Origin of the sequence: Arthrobacter sp. B2I5, from assembly GCF_030816735.1 — a bacterium.
Lineage (GTDB): Bacteria > Actinomycetota > Actinomycetes > Actinomycetales > Micrococcaceae > Arthrobacter.
This window is the reverse complement of the sequence record NZ_JAUSYF010000001.1, coordinates 3,041,060-3,056,617: the sequence shown is the minus strand read 5'-3', so window position 1 is coordinate 3,056,617 and position 15,558 is coordinate 3,041,060. Positions and strand designations below refer to the sequence as shown.

12 protein-coding genes and 1 tRNA gene are annotated in these 15,558 nt (G+C 66.3%); 11 read left to right on the top strand and 2 right to left on the bottom strand.

The genetic code is table 11. The annotated features are described in order from the left end of the window. Positions 1-2: 2 nt before the first annotated feature. Entirely contained in the window at positions 3-1,103 is a 1,101-nt protein-coding gene (locus QFZ60_RS14245) for a MoxR family ATPase (RefSeq protein ID WP_307091234.1), read from the bottom strand. 163 nt (positions 1,104-1,266) lie between these two features. On the opposite strand from QFZ60_RS14245, the gene QFZ60_RS14240 reads away from it, so the two are divergent. The 5 genes from QFZ60_RS14240 (at position 1,267) to QFZ60_RS14220 (ending at position 7,440) form a co-directional block, all read left to right on the top strand. After that, entirely contained in the window at positions 1,267-2,172 is a 906-nt protein-coding gene (locus QFZ60_RS14240) for a TatD family hydrolase (protein ID WP_307091232.1), read from the top strand. 257 nt (positions 2,173-2,429) lie between these two features. Continuing rightward, the gene (locus QFZ60_RS14235; protein ID WP_307091230.1) at positions 2,430-3,623 is read left to right on the top strand and encodes a resuscitation-promoting factor; all 1,194 of its coding nucleotides are present in this window, start codon (positions 2,430-2,432) and stop codon (positions 3,621-3,623) included. A gap of 110 nt (positions 3,624-3,733) precedes the next feature. Next, positions 3,734-4,606 (top strand): 16S rRNA (adenine(1518)-N(6)/adenine(1519)-N(6))-dimethyltransferase RsmA, encoded by an 873-nt coding sequence (gene rsmA / locus QFZ60_RS14230; RefSeq protein WP_056332293.1) that lies wholly within the window; start codon positions 3,734-3,736, stop codon positions 4,604-4,606. Then, positions 4,603-5,580 (top strand): 4-(cytidine 5'-diphospho)-2-C-methyl-D-erythritol kinase, encoded by a 978-nt coding sequence (locus tag QFZ60_RS14225; protein ID WP_307091228.1) that lies wholly within the window; start codon positions 4,603-4,605, stop codon positions 5,578-5,580. The genes rsmA and QFZ60_RS14225 overlap by 4 nt, the downstream gene beginning before the upstream one ends. A 33-nt stretch (positions 5,581-5,613) precedes the next feature. Continuing rightward, positions 5,614-7,440: an ABC-F family ATP-binding cassette domain-containing protein gene (locus QFZ60_RS14220; RefSeq protein WP_307091226.1), complete on the top strand. Its 1,827-nt coding sequence runs from the start codon at positions 5,614-5,616 to the stop codon at positions 7,438-7,440. Positions 7,441-7,694: 254 nt separating this feature from the next. On the opposite strand, the gene QFZ60_RS14215 is transcribed toward QFZ60_RS14220, so the two are convergent. Next, positions 7,695-8,321 carry a TetR/AcrR family transcriptional regulator gene (locus QFZ60_RS14215; protein WP_307091225.1) on the bottom strand — a complete coding sequence of 209 codons (627 nt, stop codon included), beginning with the start codon at positions 8,319-8,321 and terminating at the stop codon, positions 7,695-7,697. Positions 8,322-8,453: 132 nt separating this feature from the next. Here QFZ60_RS14215 and QFZ60_RS14210 point away from each other — a divergent pair. The 6 genes from QFZ60_RS14210 (at position 8,454) to QFZ60_RS14185 (ending at position 15,529) form a co-directional block, all read left to right on the top strand. After that, positions 8,454-8,525 (top strand) — tRNA-Gln (locus QFZ60_RS14210). Between the two features lie 102 nt (positions 8,526-8,627). Beyond that, a complete protein-coding gene (gene glmU / locus QFZ60_RS14205; protein ID WP_307091223.1) occupies positions 8,628-10,106 on the top strand; it encodes a bifunctional UDP-N-acetylglucosamine diphosphorylase/glucosamine-1-phosphate N-acetyltransferase GlmU in 1,479 nt (492 codons plus the stop codon). Positions 10,107-10,108: 2 nt separating this feature from the next. Further along, the gene (locus QFZ60_RS14200) at positions 10,109-11,089 is read left to right on the top strand and encodes a ribose-phosphate diphosphokinase (protein ID WP_307091222.1); all 981 of its coding nucleotides are present in this window, start codon (positions 10,109-10,111) and stop codon (positions 11,087-11,089) included. A 271-nt stretch (positions 11,090-11,360) separates the two neighbouring features. Beyond that, entirely contained in the window at positions 11,361-11,972 is a 612-nt protein-coding gene (locus QFZ60_RS14195) for a 50S ribosomal protein L25/general stress protein Ctc (RefSeq protein ID WP_142120767.1), read from the top strand. A gap of 106 nt (positions 11,973-12,078) precedes the next feature. Beyond that, a complete protein-coding gene (gene pth / locus QFZ60_RS14190; protein WP_307091220.1) occupies positions 12,079-12,684 on the top strand; it encodes an aminoacyl-tRNA hydrolase in 606 nt (201 codons plus the stop codon). Between the two features lie 109 nt (positions 12,685-12,793). After that, on the top strand, positions 12,794-15,529 hold the full coding sequence (locus QFZ60_RS14185; RefSeq protein WP_307091219.1) for a LuxR family transcriptional regulator: 2,736 nt from the start codon (positions 12,794-12,796) through the stop codon (positions 15,527-15,529). Positions 15,530-15,558 lie beyond the last annotated feature (29 nt).

The following is a 15,558-nucleotide window of genomic DNA, read 5'->3' as shown; positions in this document are numbered from 1 at the left end:
GCCTAGTGGTTCCTGCTGCCGGCAGCGGCCGCGGCCCGGCTGGGCTGCCCGTTCTGGGCCTGCGGCACGGGCAGCCGGGACAGGATGCCCCGCAGCACGCTGTGCGGGGTCTCGCCTGCGCCCGCTGCCTTCCGGTCCAGGATGATGCGGTGCGCCAGGACGGCCTCGGCCACGTCCCGGACATCGTCCGGCAGGACAAAGTCGCGTCCGTCGAGGGCGGCTGTGGCCTTTGCGGCGCGCAGCAACTGCAGCATGGAGCGGGGACTGGCGCCCAGCCGCAGCAGCGGGCTCTCCCTGGTGGCCCTGCCCACTGACACCGTGTATTCCTTGACGGCTTCCGAGACATAGACCTGCTGGACGGTGGCGGTCATCGCTGCCACGTCCGCCGCCGTGACGACCGGGGAGACATTGGCCAGCGGCGAGACCGCCTGGTGTGTTTCGAGCATCTCGATCTCTGCGGCCTTGTCCGGGTAGCCCATGGAAATCCGGGCCATGAACCGGTCCCGCTGGGCCTCGGGCAGGGGATAGGTGCCCTCCATTTCAATGGGGTTCTGGGTGGCCACCACCATGAACGGCTCATCCAGCTTGTAGGACGTACCGTCCACCGTGACCTGGTGCTCCTCCATGCATTCCAGCAGTGCGGACTGGGTCTTGGCGGAGGCGCGGTTGATTTCGTCACCGATGACGATGTTCGCGAAGACCGCACCGGGCCGGAATTCGAAGAGCCTGGAGGCCTGGTTGTAGATGGAAACCCCGGTGACGTCGGAAGGCAGCAGGTCCGGGGTGAACTGGATGCGGTTGACGGTGCAGTCGATGGTCCGGGCGAGGGTCTTTGCCAGCAGGGTCTTTCCGACGCCGGGCACGTCCTCCAGCAGCAGGTGGCCCTGCGCGAGCAGGACTGTGAGGGCCAGCTTGGCGGCGTCGGACTTGCCGTCGATGACGGTGTTGACCGTGGTGAGGATGCGCTGCGCCGCGGCGTGGAAGGACCCCGAGTCCATGGCCGCCGGCCGGTGCCCGTTCAGGTGGCTGACGGAATCGGCGACGCCGGCCAGGTTCAGGTTCGGTGCGCTGGCATTGTTGGCAGTGCGTCGGTGGGGTTCCATCGGCAACCTTTCAGCCCGGGGTTCACCTGGACGGGACAGCAAGCCTGCCTTCGCCCCTTGGTGGGCGTGCGCGTGTGTTCGTTCCAGACTACTAACACAACTGCCGTGCCTGACAGAGAGTTCCGGTAAATATAGGGGTACCTTCGGCCGATAGTGTGGGTGGATGTGTAATTCCTCTATTCCCGCCGCCTACCGGGTGCCAGCCGAAGAGGGGACGCCGGACCCGGGCGCCCCGCGCCGGAAGGATTTCCCGCCCGCACCCGAGCCCCTGCCGGTGCCGGTCATGGACAACCACACCCACCTGGATTTCCCGGAAGGAAAGGGTCCCGTAGGGATCAAGGCTGCGCTGGATGCGGCGGCGGCCGTGGGGGTCCAGGGCGCCGTCCAGGTGGGCTGCGATTTGGAATCCTCGCGGTTCACTGTAGAGGCTGTGGACCAGGACGAACGGCTGCTGGGGGCTGTGGCCCTGCATCCCAACGATGCTCCGCGCTATGCGGACCGGGGTGAACTGGAAATGGCCCTCGCCGAGATCGAACGACTGGCGGCGCATCCCCGGATCCGGGCCATCGGCGAGACCGGACTGGACTTCTACCGCACCCACGGTGAGGGACTGCGCCACCAGGAGTACTCGTTCCGCCGGCACATCGACATCGCCAAACGCCTGGACCTCACCCTCCAGATCCACGACCGGGACGCGCACGGCGACGTGGTGCGGGTGCTCCAGGAAGAGGGGGCACCTGACAGGGTGGTCTTCCACTGCTTCTCCGGAGACGAGGACCTCGCAAAAACCTGCAACGAACAGGGCTGGTGGATGTCCTTTGCCGGCACGCTGACGTTCAGGAACGCCACCAACCTGCGCGCTGCGCTCGCCGTGGCGGAGCGGCAGCTCATCATGGTGGAAACGGATGCGCCCTTCCTGACCCCGCACCCGCACAGGGGACGTCCGAACGCCAGTTACATGGTCCCGTACACGGTCCGGAGCATGGCAGAATTGACAGGCTCCGACCTCGCCGGGCTGTGCACCGCAATCAGCGAAAACACCGTGCGGGCATACGGTTCCTGGGCCTGACCTGCACCCCCGCCTTGGCCCATCAATGCATATCTGGTATGCAAAAATGTTGGCCGCTTTATAACGCTACGGTTACAGTGGGTAACTATTAGCCGGGGTCGGGGAAGGCCAACGGGTAATTTCACTCCAAATGCAGCCGGCCCGGCCTGTCCAGAATCCGGCCATGCCGCTGCGCGGAGTGTGGCGGCGCACTGGTGCCCGGACTGTCCTTTTCAAGGTTGCTCCGGGCATTTTATTGCGCGTTTCCCCGTGCCCGGATGGACCGAGAGTTACGGGCAATCGTGGTCAAGTTCTTCACATCGGACGGCAAGTTCAGCTATATCAAGGTTGGCGCGCAGCTGCTGGTGCTTTGCGGCCTGGTCGCGGGCCTCGCAGCCTTCGTGGGCAATAACAAAACAGTCACGCTCAACGTGGACGGCAAAGCGTCGTCCGTGCAGTCCTTTGGCGGAACAGTGGAGCAGGTGGTCAAGAGCGCCAACCTGGAACTGAAGCCCGGCGACCGCGTATCGCCCTCCCTTGACGCGACCGTCCAGAACGGCACCGTCATCAACATCAACCAGGCCAAGGAAGTCAAGGTCAGCCTTGACGGGGCTGAAAAGACGGTCAACACCACGGCCCAGGATGTCGAAGACCTGGTGACCGAACTCGGCGTCGCCAGTGCCTCGTCCGTTTCGGCGCCCAAGGATGCCACCCTCTCGCTGGCCGGTTCCTACGTTTCGATTTCCACCCCCAAGACCGTCAGCATCGTGGCCGACGGCAAGGTGAACACAGCCACCACTACTGCCCTTACCGTTGGCAAGGTCCTGGAGGATTCCGGCGTGACCCTCGGCGCCAACGACCGCACCTCGCAGCCGGCCAACGCCAACGTGGTGAACAACATGGTCATCAAGGTGTCCCGGGTGGACACCAGCCAGACGGCCGTCACCAGTGAAGAAGTCCCCTTCGAGACCGTTACCGCCGAAAGTGCGGACATGCTCAAGGGCGAGAAGGAAGTGACCCAGGCAGGCGCTGCCGGCAAGCTTGAGCGGACCTTCAAGCTGGTGCTCGTCGACGGACGTGAAGCCTCCCGCACCCTGGTCTCAGAGAACGTGGCCGTGCAGCCCGTCACCGAGAAGGTCACCGTCGGCACCAAAGCCAAGCCTGCTCCGCAGGCGGCACCTGCGGCAGCTGCCGGCGCCAACACCGGGGCGGCAGCACCGGCCATGATGAACGAAGCCATGTGGGACAAGATTGCCCAGTGCGAATCCACTGGAAACTGGAGCATCAACAGTGGCAACGGCTACTACGGCGGCCTCCAGTTCGACATCCGCACCTGGATCGGAGCCGGCGGCGGTGCCTACGCCCCCAACGCCAGCCTGGCCACCAAGGCGCAGCAGATCGACATCGCCAACCGCGTTTACGCGCAGCGCGGCCTGTCGCCCTGGGGCTGCGGCTGGGCAGCAACCAGCTGATCCACGGCTCAAGCGCATACTGAACAGCGTGGCCGGGCCCGGGTACTCCGGGCCCGGCCACAGCCGTTAACCCGGCAGGTCAGGGGTGCCGCGCGGGATAGGATACCTAGGTGACTGAACCGATCCCCGCCGTCCCCGCACCGTTGTTCGGTGCCTCCGACATACGCCGGATGGCAGAGGAAATCGGCATCAGGCCCACCAAGACCCTGGGCCAGAACTTTGTGATCGACGGCAACACGATCCGCCGCATTGTGGCCGCAGCAGGCGTAGGCCCGGACGAAACGGTGCTCGAGGTCGGTCCGGGGCTGGGATCCCTCACGCTGGGGCTGCTTGACGCGGCAGCGGCAGTTGTCGCCGTCGAAATCGATCCCGTCCTTGCCGCAAAGCTTCCGGAAACCGTGCAGGAATGGCGGCCGGCCGCCGTCGACGCCTTCCACCTGGTCCACGCCGATGCCATGAAGGTCACCGAGCTGCCGGTGGAGCCCACGGCCCTCGTGGCCAACCTGCCCTACAACGTGGCGGTTCCGGTGGTGCTGCACCTGTTGCAGCACTTCCCCAGCCTTCGCCACGGCCTGGTGATGGTGCAGGACGAGGTGGCTGACCGGCTGGCCGCCGGCCCGGGCTCCAAAACCTACGGGGTGCCCTCGGTCAAGGCAGCCTGGTACAGCCAGATGCGCAAGGCCGGCGTGATCGGCATGAACGTTTTTTGGCCGGCCCCTAAAATCCATTCCGGGCTGGTGGCCTTCACCCGCCGCGAACCGCCGGCAACCACCGCCACCCGGGAGCAGGTGTTTGCCGTGGTGGACGCGGCGTTCGCCCAGCGCCGCAAGACGCTCCGGGCCGCTCTGGCAGGCTGGGCCGGGGGAGCCCCGGAAGCGGAGCGCTGCCTCCTGGCAGCCGGCGTCGACCCCACCGCCCGCGGCGAGGTGATCGACATTGCCGCGTTCGCGAGGATTGCCGAAGCCAGGGAAAACCGCCCGTGAGCGCGGGACTTGAAAGGACAGGCAGGGGGCGGTTCGCCGCCAGGACGGTGCGGGTCAAGGCGCCCGGCAAAGTCAATGTCTCCCTGGCCGTAGGCCCGCTCCGGCCCGATGGCTACCACTCCGTTGCCAGCGTCTATCTCGCCGTGTCCCTCTACGAGGAAGTGGCAGCGACCAGTACCGCTGCCCCCGGCATCACCATCAGCCTCAGCCCTGACAGCACTCTGGACCTCGACGCCGTCGACATCCCCCTGGACGGCAACAACCTGGCCTATAAGGCGGCCGCCATCATGGCCGACGTCTCCGAGCACGCCACGGGCGTGCACCTGGAAATCACCAAGCGTGTTCCGGTGGCCGGCGGGATGGGCGGCGGCTCCGCCGACGCCGCTGCCACGCTCCTGGCCTGCGACGCACTCTGGAACAGCGGGCTGTCACGGGAGGAACTGGCGCACCTGGCGTCCGAACTGGGGGCAGACGTCCCCTTCTCGCTCCTGGGCGGGACCGCCGTCGGGCTGGGCCTCGGCGATGAACTGTCCCCGGCGCTGGCCAAGGCGCAGACCCACTGGGTGCTGGTGGTGGCTGATTACGGCCTGTCCACCCCGGAGGTGTACCGCACCCTGGACCGGCTGCGGGCGTCCGAAGGGGTCGACGCGGGTGAGCCCACCGCCGTGGATCCGCAGATCCTGACGGCCCTGCGGGGCGGGGACGCCGAATCGCTGAGCCGGGTGTTGGTCAACGACCTTCAAAGGGCTTCCATTGAATTGTCGCCCGCCCTGCGCGATACGCTGGGAATCGGCGAATCCCATGGGGCCATCGCGGGAATCGTTTCCGGTTCCGGTCCCACCGTGGCTTTGCTGGCTGATGACTCCGTTGCGGCGGAGGCGCTGGCGGAGGACCTGCGGCACTACGGCCTGACAGCCCTCCCCGTCCACGGCCCGGTCCCGGGTGCGCGCATCATCTCTGACACCCTCCTTTAAAACGTACAGTCCGGCAGCAGAAAGCAGTTCCCTTTGGCACACCTTCTTGGCGGCGAGAACCTCACGGTTTCCTACGCAACCCGCACCGTCCTGGACGGCATCACCCTGGGACTGGAGGAGGGGGACCGGATTGGCATGGTGGGCCGCAACGGTGACGGCAAGTCCACCCTGATGCGGCTGCTGGCCCTGCGCTCCACCCCGGATTCCGGCCGGGTCACCAAACGCGGTGACGTCAACGTGGGGTATTTGGACCAGAGCGACGTGCTCGACGGCGACCTCACAGTGGGTGCCGCCATCGTGGGGGACCAGGCTGACTATGAATGGGCGCGGAACCCGCAGATCCGCGAAATCATGGGCGGCCTGGTGTCGGACGTCGACTGGCACGCCAACGTCCACGCCCTCTCCGGCGGCCAGAAGCGGCGGGTGGCGCTCGCCAAGCTGCTGATCGAGGACCACGACGTCATCATGCTGGACGAGCCCACCAACCACCTCGATGTCGAGGGCGTGGCCTGGCTTGCCCGGCACCTGAAGACGCGCTGGCGCGCCAACCAGGGCGCCTTCCTGGTGGTCACCCACGACCGTTGGTTCCTGGACGAAGTCTGCACCAAGACCTGGGAGGTGCACGACGGGATCGTGGACCCGTTCGAAGGCGGCTACGCGGCCTACGTCCTGGCCCGCGCCGAACGCGACCGGATGGCGTCCGTGGTGGAAGGCAAGCGCCAGCAGCTGGTCAAGAAGGAGCTCGCCTGGCTGCGCCGGGGCGCTCCGGCCCGCACTGCCAAGCCGAAGTTCCGGATCGAGGCCGCCAACGCGCTCATCGCTGACGTTCCCGCTCCGCGTGACTCCATGGCCTTGAGCAGGATGGCCACGGCCCGCCAGGGCAAGGATGTGCTGGACCTGGAGCACGTATCCCTCAACTTCAAGGGCAGCGACGACGGCCGGAAGCTTTTCGACAACATCACCCTTCGCCTGGCCCCGGGGGAGCGCCTGGGCCTGGTGGGCGTTAACGGCGCCGGCAAGACCACCCTCCTGAAGCTGCTCAACGGCGAGATCACGCCCGACGCCGGCAAGCTGAAGCGGGGAAAGACGGTGGTCACCGCCGTCCTCACCCAGGAAGTCAAGGAGCTCGACGACGTCGCCGACCTCCGGGTCATCGAAGTGATTGAGCGGGAAAAGCGTTCCTTCAACGTCGGCGGCAAGGAATTCAGCGCCGGCCAGCTGGTGGAGCAGCTCGGCTTCACCAACGAAAAGCAGTGGACGCCGGTCAGGGACCTGTCCGGTGGTGAGCGGCGCCGCCTGCAGCTCCTGCGCCTCCTGGTGGGGGAACCCAATGTGTTGATGCTTGACGAGCCCACCAACGACCTGGACACCGATACCCTCGCCGCCGTCGAGGACGTACTGGACGGCTGGCCCGGCACGCTGGTGGTGGTCAGCCACGACCGCTACCTGCTCGAACGCGTCACCGACCACCAGATGGCGCTGCTCGGCGACGGCAAGCTCCGCGGACTGCCCGGCGGCGTTGACCAGTACCTTGAACTGCGCGAAGCCGCCCTGGCCGGATCCACCGTGACCGGCGGCGGAAACCCGGTGACCAGTGGAGGCGGAAGCGCCGCAGGCACCGGGACCGGACCGTCCGAAGCCGAAAAACGGGACGCCCGCAAGGCCCTCAACAGGATTGAGCGGCAGCTCAAGAAGCTGGACCAGCAGGAGAAAAAGCTCCACGACGACATGGTCAAGAGCACGGAGCAGTCCGACTTCGACGCCCTCGCCGAACTGAACAGGCAGCTCAAGGACCTGGCCGACGAAAAGGACGCCCTGGAACTCGAATGGCTGGAGTCCTCTGAGCTCCTCGGCGACTGAGCCCTCTTCCCCTCACCCTTGGTTGGCTCCGGAACCGGCCCTTCGACGTCGCTTAGACACAACGTGTAGAGGGCTTTCCGGTCGCTGGGCGACCTGCAAGCCCTGACACGTCGCGATGCGCGACTTTCCGAAGGCCCACTTTCCGGAGACGGGCGAAGGGTTTTGGAGGGGTCAGCTCAGCAACGACGAGTGCCTCGCTCGGTGAGGCAGGCAGGAGCGGTGCAGGGGGCCTGTGCCGCGAACGCGACCTGCGCTCAGGGTTGAGACTGCAGCTCCGGGTCCTTTTTGAGGCCGGTCAGGCCGTTCCAGGCGAGGTTGACCAGGTGTGCGGCGACAGTGTGCTTGTCCGGCTGGCGGCTGTCCTGCCACCACTGGCCGGTCATGGCCACCATGCCCACGAGCATCTGGGCGTACATGGCACCGTCCTCGCCGCTGAGGCCGCGGCGGGAGAACTCTTCGGAGAGGATGTGTTCCACGCGGGCTGTGACGTGGGAGAGCAGGGTGGAGAAGGCGCCTTCAGGCTGGGACGGGGGAGCGTCGCGCATGAGGATCCGGAAGCCCTCGGTGCGTTCCTCGATATAGGTCAGCAGGGCCAGCGCGGCGCGTTCGACGAGGACGCGGGGTTTGGCTTCCTCGGTAAGGGCCGCGTTGATCGCCTCCAGGAGGATGTGGAATTCACAGTCCACCACCTCGGTGTACAGGCCTTCCTTGGAACCGAAGTGTTCGTAGATGACCGGCTTGGACACTCCGGCGCAGGCGGCGATTTCCTCGATGGTGGTACCGTCCAGGCCGCGGACGGCGAAAAGGCCCCGCCCGACGTCGATCAGCTGGCTTCGGCGCTGCAGGCCCGTCATCCGCATCCGCGGAAGGTTGTTGCTCACCTTCCCATCATGCCCCACCGCTGCCGGCGCAATTCCGCGGGCCGGCAGGAGCGGAATGGCACGTGTCGCGCGGCGGCCTGAACCCATGGCAAAATAGGGACTTGTGCCCGGGCCTCGAGTCTTTCGGCACGGTCCGCTCTGGTGTAACGGCAGCACCCCGGCCTTTGGAGCCGTGGAGTATAGGTTCGAATCCTATGGGCGGAACTGCTGCGCAAAAGCGATCATGAGGATGGCACCCGGTGCCCGGCGGGCTGACCCGCAGGACGCCGCGCAGCGCCAGCACAATCAAGCAAGGAGAGCCCGTACGTGATCCCCGAGAATACCGGCCCGGCCGCTGTAATCGTTCTGGCAGCAGGCGCCGGTACCCGGATGAAGTCGCGTACACCGAAAATCCTGCACGAAATCGGCGGCCTGTCCATGGTGGGCCACGCACTCCGTGCCGCCCGCAGCATCAACCCGCAGCGGCTCGCCATTGTGGTGCGGCACGAACGGGACCTGGTGGAAAGCCACGTCGCCGCACTGGATCCGCAGGCAGTGATTGTGGACCAGGACGACATCCCCGGCACCGGCCGCGCCGTGGAGGCCGCACTCCAGGCACTGCACGCCGAACAGGACCTGGCAGGCACCGTCGTGGTCACCTACGGCGACGTGCCCCTGCTTTCGGGTGAACTGCTCACCGAACTCGTGGCCACCCACGAACGCGACGGCAACGCCGTTACCGTCCTCACTGCAGTCCTTGACGACGCCACCGGCTACGGCCGGATCCTGCGCGGGGAAGACGGCTCCGTTACCGGCATCCGCGAACACAAGGACGCCACCGAGGCCGAGCGGCTGATCCGGGAGGTCAACTCCGGAATCTACGCCTTTGACGCCGCAGTGCTCCGCGAGGCCCTGGGCAAGGTCACCACCGACAACGCCCAGGGTGAGAAATACCTCACCGACGTGCTGGGGCTGGCCCGCGAGTCAGGCGGCCGGGTGGCGGCCGTGGTCACCGCCGACCGCTGGCAGGTGGAGGGCGCCAACGACCGCGTCCAGCTTGCCGCCCTCGGCGCCGAACTGAACCGGCGCACCGTGGAAGCCTGGATGCGGGCCGGCGTCACCGTCGTCGACCCTGCAACCACCTGGATCGATTCCTCCGTCACCCTGGACGAGGACGTCCGCCTCCTGCCCAACACCCAGCTGCACGGCGCCACCAGCGTGGCCAGGGACGCCGTCGTGGGCCCCGACACCACCCTGACCGACGTCACCGTGGGCGAGGGCGCCACGGTGATCCGCACCCACGGCTCCGGCTCCGTGATCGGCCCGCGCGCCGCCGTCGGCCCCTTCACGTACCTTCGCCCCGGCACGGTGCTGGGTGAAAAAGGCAAAATCGGTGCCTTCTATGAAACCAAGAACGTCACTATCGGCCGCGGCTCCAAGCTGTCCCACCTGGGTTATGCCGGTGACGCTGAAATCGGCGAGGACACCAACATCGGCTGTGGAAACATCACCGCCAATTACGACGGCGAGAAGAAGCACCGCACGGTCATCGGCTCGGGCGTCCGTACAGGCTCCAACACCGTCTTTGTTGCCCCGGTCACCGTGGGGGACGGCGCCTACAGCGGCGCCGGCGCGGTGATCCGCAAGGACGTACCGGCAGGCGCACTGGCGCTGAGCGTTGCCGCCCAGCGCAACGACGAAGGATGGGTCCCCGCGAACCGGCCGGGAACCCGCTCCGCCGAACTGGCCCATGCGGCCACCAAAGACTCCTCAAGTACCCCGGCATCTACAGAAGAGGGCAAGTAACAATGAGTGAAATTACGGCGCACGGCGAGAAGAAGCTGGTGCTCGCCACTGGGCGGGCCCATCCGGAGCTTGCCCGGGAAATCGCCAAGGAACTCGGCACTGACCTCCTTCCCGTTGATGCCTACGACTTCGCCAACGGCGAGATCTATGTCCGGGCCGGCGAGAGCGTGCGCGGCACCGACGCCTTCGTGATCCAGGCGCACCCCGCACCGCTGAACAACCACCTCATGGAACAGCTGATCATGATCGATTCGCTGAAGCGGGCCTCCGCCAAGCGCATCACCGTGGTTTCACCGTTCTACCCCTACGCCCGGCAGGACAAGAAGGGCCGCGGCCGCGAGCCCATCTCCGCCCGCCTGGTGGCGGACCTCTACAAAACCGCCGGCGCGGACCGCATCATGAGCGTGGACCTGCACACCTCCCAGATCCAGGGTTTCTTCGACGGGCCGGTGGACCACCTGATGGCCATCCCGCTCCTGGCGGATTACATCCGCACCCGCGTTGACGCCGAGAACATCACCGTGGTCTCCCCGGACACCGGCCGCGTCCGGGTGGCAGAGCAGTGGGCTGAGCGGCTGGGCGGGGCGCCCCTCGCCTTCGTCCACAAGAGCCGTGACCTCACTGTTCCCAACCAGGCCGTCTCCAAGACCGTGGTGGGCCAGATCGAGGGACGCACCTGCGTCCTCATCGATGACATGATCGATACCGGCGGAACCATCTCCGGGGCCGTCACGGTCCTGAAGAACGCCGGCGCCAAGGATGTCATCATCGCCGCAACGCACGCCGTCTTCTCGGATCCGGCCGCACGCCGTCTCTCCGAGTCCGGCGCACGCGAAGTAGTGGTCACCAACACCCTCCCGCTGAATACCTCCCAGCAGTTCCCGCAGTTGACGGTCCTTTCGATCGCACCGCTGATTGCCAGGGCCATCCGTGAAGTGTTCGACGACGGTTCCGTCACCAGCCTCTTCGACGGCAAGGCCTAGGCACAACACACCCAGACGGGTCCTGCTCCCGGCGGCTGCCGCCCAGCCGCTGCGGAGCAGGACCCGTTTTCGGTATTCCGTTCCGGCGCTGGTAAGCTGGTCAGCGATACCTTGGCGAGGGAGGGCACAGCCTCCGTTATCGACTGGGTCTGAACAGTCCTTCATCTGAAGGACTGCCTTCTTGAAGGGCCGCCATCCGGCGCCCGGCGTTGAAGGTCACACCAGACCTCCGCCCTTGCTGAACACCGTTTAGTCTTTCAAGGAGATATCCATGTCTGAGCAGAAGCTCGCAGCAGAACTGCGCACCGAATTCGGCAAGGGCTACGCCCGCCGCGCCCGGATGAACAACCAGATCCCCGCCGTCATCTACGGCCACGGCGCAGAGCCCATCCACGTCACCCTGCCGGCGAAGGCCACCACCCTGGCCGTCCGCACCGCCAACGCCCTGCTGTCCCTGGACATTAACGGTGAAGGCCACCTGGCCCTGGTGAAGGACGTCCAGCGCGATCCCGTAAAGCAGATCATCGAGCACATCGACCTCCTGACCGTCCGCCAGGGCGAGAAGGTCACGGTTGACGTTCCGGTCCACGTTGAAGGCGAAACCGCTCCCGGCACCGTGCACAACCTGGAACTGAACGTTGTATCCCTCGAAGCTGAGGCAACGCACCTGCCCGAGTCCGTCGTCGTCAGCATCGAAGGCCGTGGCGCCGGCGAGCACATCCACGCCTCTGACCTGGTCCTGCCCAAGGGTTCGGCTCTCCTGACCGACGCCGAGGCACTCGTGGTGAACATCTCCGAGGCCACCGCTACCGAAGAAGAGACCGAAGCTGCCGCCGAGGCAGCAGAGGAAGCTCCCGCAGCCGAAGAAGCCGCAGCCGAGTAATTACCCGGCAATTTCTGACTGTGGCCGGACCCTGAGGGTCCGGCCACAGTCATGTCCGCAGGCAGGGCTTCATGTCCGCCAAGACCGCCCCCATAGGATTGACTCCATGACAGATAGCTGGCTGATCGTCGGCCTCGGCAACCCAGGCACGCAGTACCAAGGCAACCGGCACAACGTGGGCCAGATGGTGCTCGATGAACTGGCCGCCCGTGTTGGGGCCGGCTTCAAGACCCACAAAGCCCGCGCCCAGGTCCTCGAAGGCCGGTTGGGCATCGGTGGTCCGCGGGTGGTGCTGGCCAAGCCGATGAGCTACATGAATGTCTCAGGCGGGCCCGTCTCCGCCCTGGCCAATTTCTACGGAATCCCCGCGGACCACGTGGTGGCCGTCCACGATGAGATCGACATCCCCTTCAACACGGTCAAGCTCAAGCTCGGTGGCGGCGAGGGCGGCCACAACGGGTTGCGGGACATCTCCAAGGCGCTGGGTACCAAGGACTACCTGAGGGTCCGGGTAGGGGTGGGAAGGCCGCCCGGCAGGATGGACACTGCTGACTACGTGCTGCGTGATTTCGGCACTGCGGAACTGAAGGAATTGCCCTTCCTGCTGGACGATGCAGCGGATGCCGTCGAGTTCCTGCTCCGCGACGGGCTGAATGCCGCCCAGCAGAGATTCCATCCGGCCAAGTCGGGATCACAACAGCCGGAATCGTAAAAGTTCCCTTTGACCCTATTTCCTTGTCAGTGCCACGGGGTACTCTTCTTCCTATGCGGGGGAGCAATGGGGCTACATCCCGCTATTGCAGGATGTAGGGGAAAAGTTCATGTCAATCGAGCCACTCAGCTGGGGACGTGGGTCAACACCTCAGGGTGACGGGCTGCCCACGTCAACCTCCGCAGCCACGGAGGGCCAGCAATGGTCCATGCCTGCACGAAGCGCCAACCTCGACGCCGTCCGCACCGCCCTCACCAGCGAGGACTCCCTCGGAGCCGTTATCACCGGTGCCAGGGGGGTCGGTAAATCCTCCCTTGCGCGGGCGGCTGTGGCAGACCTTGGCCCCGATGTCTGGTCGCTGCAGCTCCGCAGCGGCCCCTCCGGTTCCAATACCCCCTACGGCTGCCTGTCGTTCCTGTTGGCCCGGCTCCCGCAGGCCTACATGGGTTCGCCCACTGCCATTCTGCGGGGCATCACCTCGCTGATCCGCAGCGACGCCGCGGGCCGGCCCTGCGTCATAACCCTGGACACCTCCGCCTGTATCGATGACATGAGCGCGGGCGTGCTGTTGAACGTCCTGCTGACCGGTACGGCGAAGATCATCGCCGTCGCCCCGAATGCCAGCGACCTGCCTGCGGACTTCCACTGGCTGCTGACGGAGCGGAAGCTGACGGAGGTGAGGCTCAATAACCTCAACGAGCTGCAAACCCGGCAGGTCCTCCTGTCACTGCTGGGCCACCGCGTCGCTTCCTCCCTGGTCACCACCTACCACCAGATGGTGGGCGGAAACCCCCTGCTGCTCAAAGCCCTGGTCACCGAACAGCAGCTCTCCGGGAACCTGGTCCTGTCGGACTCGGTATGGACACTGCGGGACAAAGTGGTGCTCGACGGCGCTGCCAGCCTTGACGACATCGTCCGGTCGCGCTGGTCCCGGGAGACACCCGGGACGCGGGACGTCATCGAAATGCTTTCCTGTGCCCGGCGGGTGGAGCTGGCCGGCCTCACCGCGATCTACGGCGCGGATGTCGTAGCGGACATGGAGGACGGCGGCCTGCTGGAGATCGACGACTCCGAGCACCGCTGGGTGTCGCTGCGGGAGAAATACATCGGGGACGTCGTCAGGACCTGGCTGAGCATTTCCCGGCGCCGGGAGCTGCGCAGCATGTTGCTGGGCGGCCAGGAGCCGGATCCGGCGGCCATGACCGTGGAAGAACTGATGTCCTTCGCCGCCTGGACCCATGAGTGCGAGGCCGAACTGAGCCCGGCACTGGCGCTCGCAGCCGCCCAGGCCGCAGTCCAGCTCTTCGACCCCCGTTTTGCCTTGACCTACGCAGAAATGGTGCAGCGGACCGACGCCGGGTGGGCACCGGCGCAACGGCAAAAGGCCGCGGCATACCTTCAGCTGGACATGCCGGACCAGGCACTGTCTGCCCTGGACGCCATTTCCCAGCCTGAACTCGAGGCCCTTGACCCCCAGGAGTACGCCGAGGTGGTCGCCGCCAAAGCCCGGGTCATGCTCTGCCTTCCGGACCAGGCGGGCAAGGTCCGGGAACTGCTCGCCGCGGCGCGGGAACGGCTTGAGACAGCGGACAACAGCCCTTCCTGGCCTGAACCCGCAGCGGTTGCAGCAAACCGGATCTCCCTGAGTGAGTTCGAGTACCAGGCCCATGCGGGCGATTACGCCGCCATGATCCCTGCGCTCGAGCGGGCGGCCGATCCGTCCGCCAACCCGGACACCGGGTTCCGGCTCCAGTCCGCAGTCATCCTGATGAGCGCACTGGCCCTGACCGGACGCGAGATGGACGCGCTGGGGCTCATGCGAAAGCTCGGCGGTCAGCTCACTGACGCCTCGCACATCGTGGGCCTGCGCGAACGCTATGCCAGGGAGGCTTACTTCGTCGCGCTGATCACTGGCCAGTGGCGGCGCTGCATCGACCTCCTCAGCCCCTTCAGCACCGGGCAGACCCACCGCCTTCCATACCGCAGCGCGGCCACCGAACTCGCGGCCGGCGTGGCATTTGTGTTCTCCGGCCGCGGTGAGGCGGCCCTGGAGCCTTTGATCTCAGCTGCTGCCCAGCTTGAGTTGCAGCCTGTCCAGGCCGCGCTGCGGACCGCGTACGCCGCCACGGCTTTGGCGTACGCCCAGACCGGCAATGCCACGCTCGCCCGCAAGTACCTGGCCAAACTGCAGAGGACACCCGGCAGGGCAGGGTTCGCCACGGAGAGCATCATCGATTTCTGTTCGCTCGTGGCCGGGCGCTGGCTGGGCGACTCGGAGGCAGTGGCAGCCCTGAAGCAAGGGGCCCGCCGGAACCTTGAGGCGGACAGGCATACGGTCGCCGGCATCTACCTGCTGGCGGCAACCGTGAATGGCAGCGACGCGGACTTCCGCCTCCTCGAGGAGATCGCCGGCCACCGGCAGGGCCCGCTGGCCGAAGTTTCGCGGCTGATCGCCGTCGGCAGCAGGTCAAAGGATGCCAAAGCCCTCCTCGCCGGCGGTGAAATCGCTGCAACGCTGGAACTCGACGCCGTTGAGGCCCGGTGCATGGCGCTTGCGGTGGACTTCGCCCGGCAGGACGGGGACGCCCTTTCGGCGAGGACGGCGCAGGCGCGCCTGGACATCCTGGCCGCCACTGTGGCGAACCTTCCCATCGTTCCCAGCAGCGGGAGCCCGCTGCTGACCAGCCGGGAACGGCAGATCGCCCGGATGGCCGGCCGCGGCGTCTCGAACCGTGACATCGCCATGGAAATGGGCGTTTCCGTGCGCACGGTGGAAGGCCACCTGTACCAGGTCTTCACTAAACTTGGCGTGACTTCAAGGGGTGATCTGACTGGACTCGTCTAACGGCCACAAACCGGCCACTGCGCACCGGC

Bases quoted from the DNA above. Each gene is read 5' to 3' on its own strand.
- QFZ60_RS14195 (WP_142120767.1), top strand. From the start codon at position 11,361: ATGTCTGAGCAGAAGCTCGCAGCAGAACTGCGCACCGAATTCGGCAAG.
- QFZ60_RS14200 (WP_307091222.1), top strand. From the start codon at position 10,109: ATGAGTGAAATTACGGCGCACGGCGAGAAGAAGCTGGTGCTCGCCACT.
- pth (WP_307091220.1), top strand. From the start codon at position 12,079: ATGACAGATAGCTGGCTGATCGTCGGCCTCGGCAACCCAGGCACGCAG.
- QFZ60_RS14245 (WP_307091234.1), bottom strand. From the start codon at position 1,103: ATGGAACCCCACCGACGCACTGCCAACAATGCCAGCGCACCGAACCTG.
- QFZ60_RS14240 (WP_307091232.1), top strand. From the start codon at position 1,267: ATGTGTAATTCCTCTATTCCCGCCGCCTACCGGGTGCCAGCCGAAGAG.
- QFZ60_RS14185 (WP_307091219.1), top strand. From the start codon at position 12,794: ATGTCAATCGAGCCACTCAGCTGGGGACGTGGGTCAACACCTCAGGGT.
- QFZ60_RS14235 (WP_307091230.1), top strand. From the start codon at position 2,430: ATGGACCGAGAGTTACGGGCAATCGTGGTCAAGTTCTTCACATCGGAC.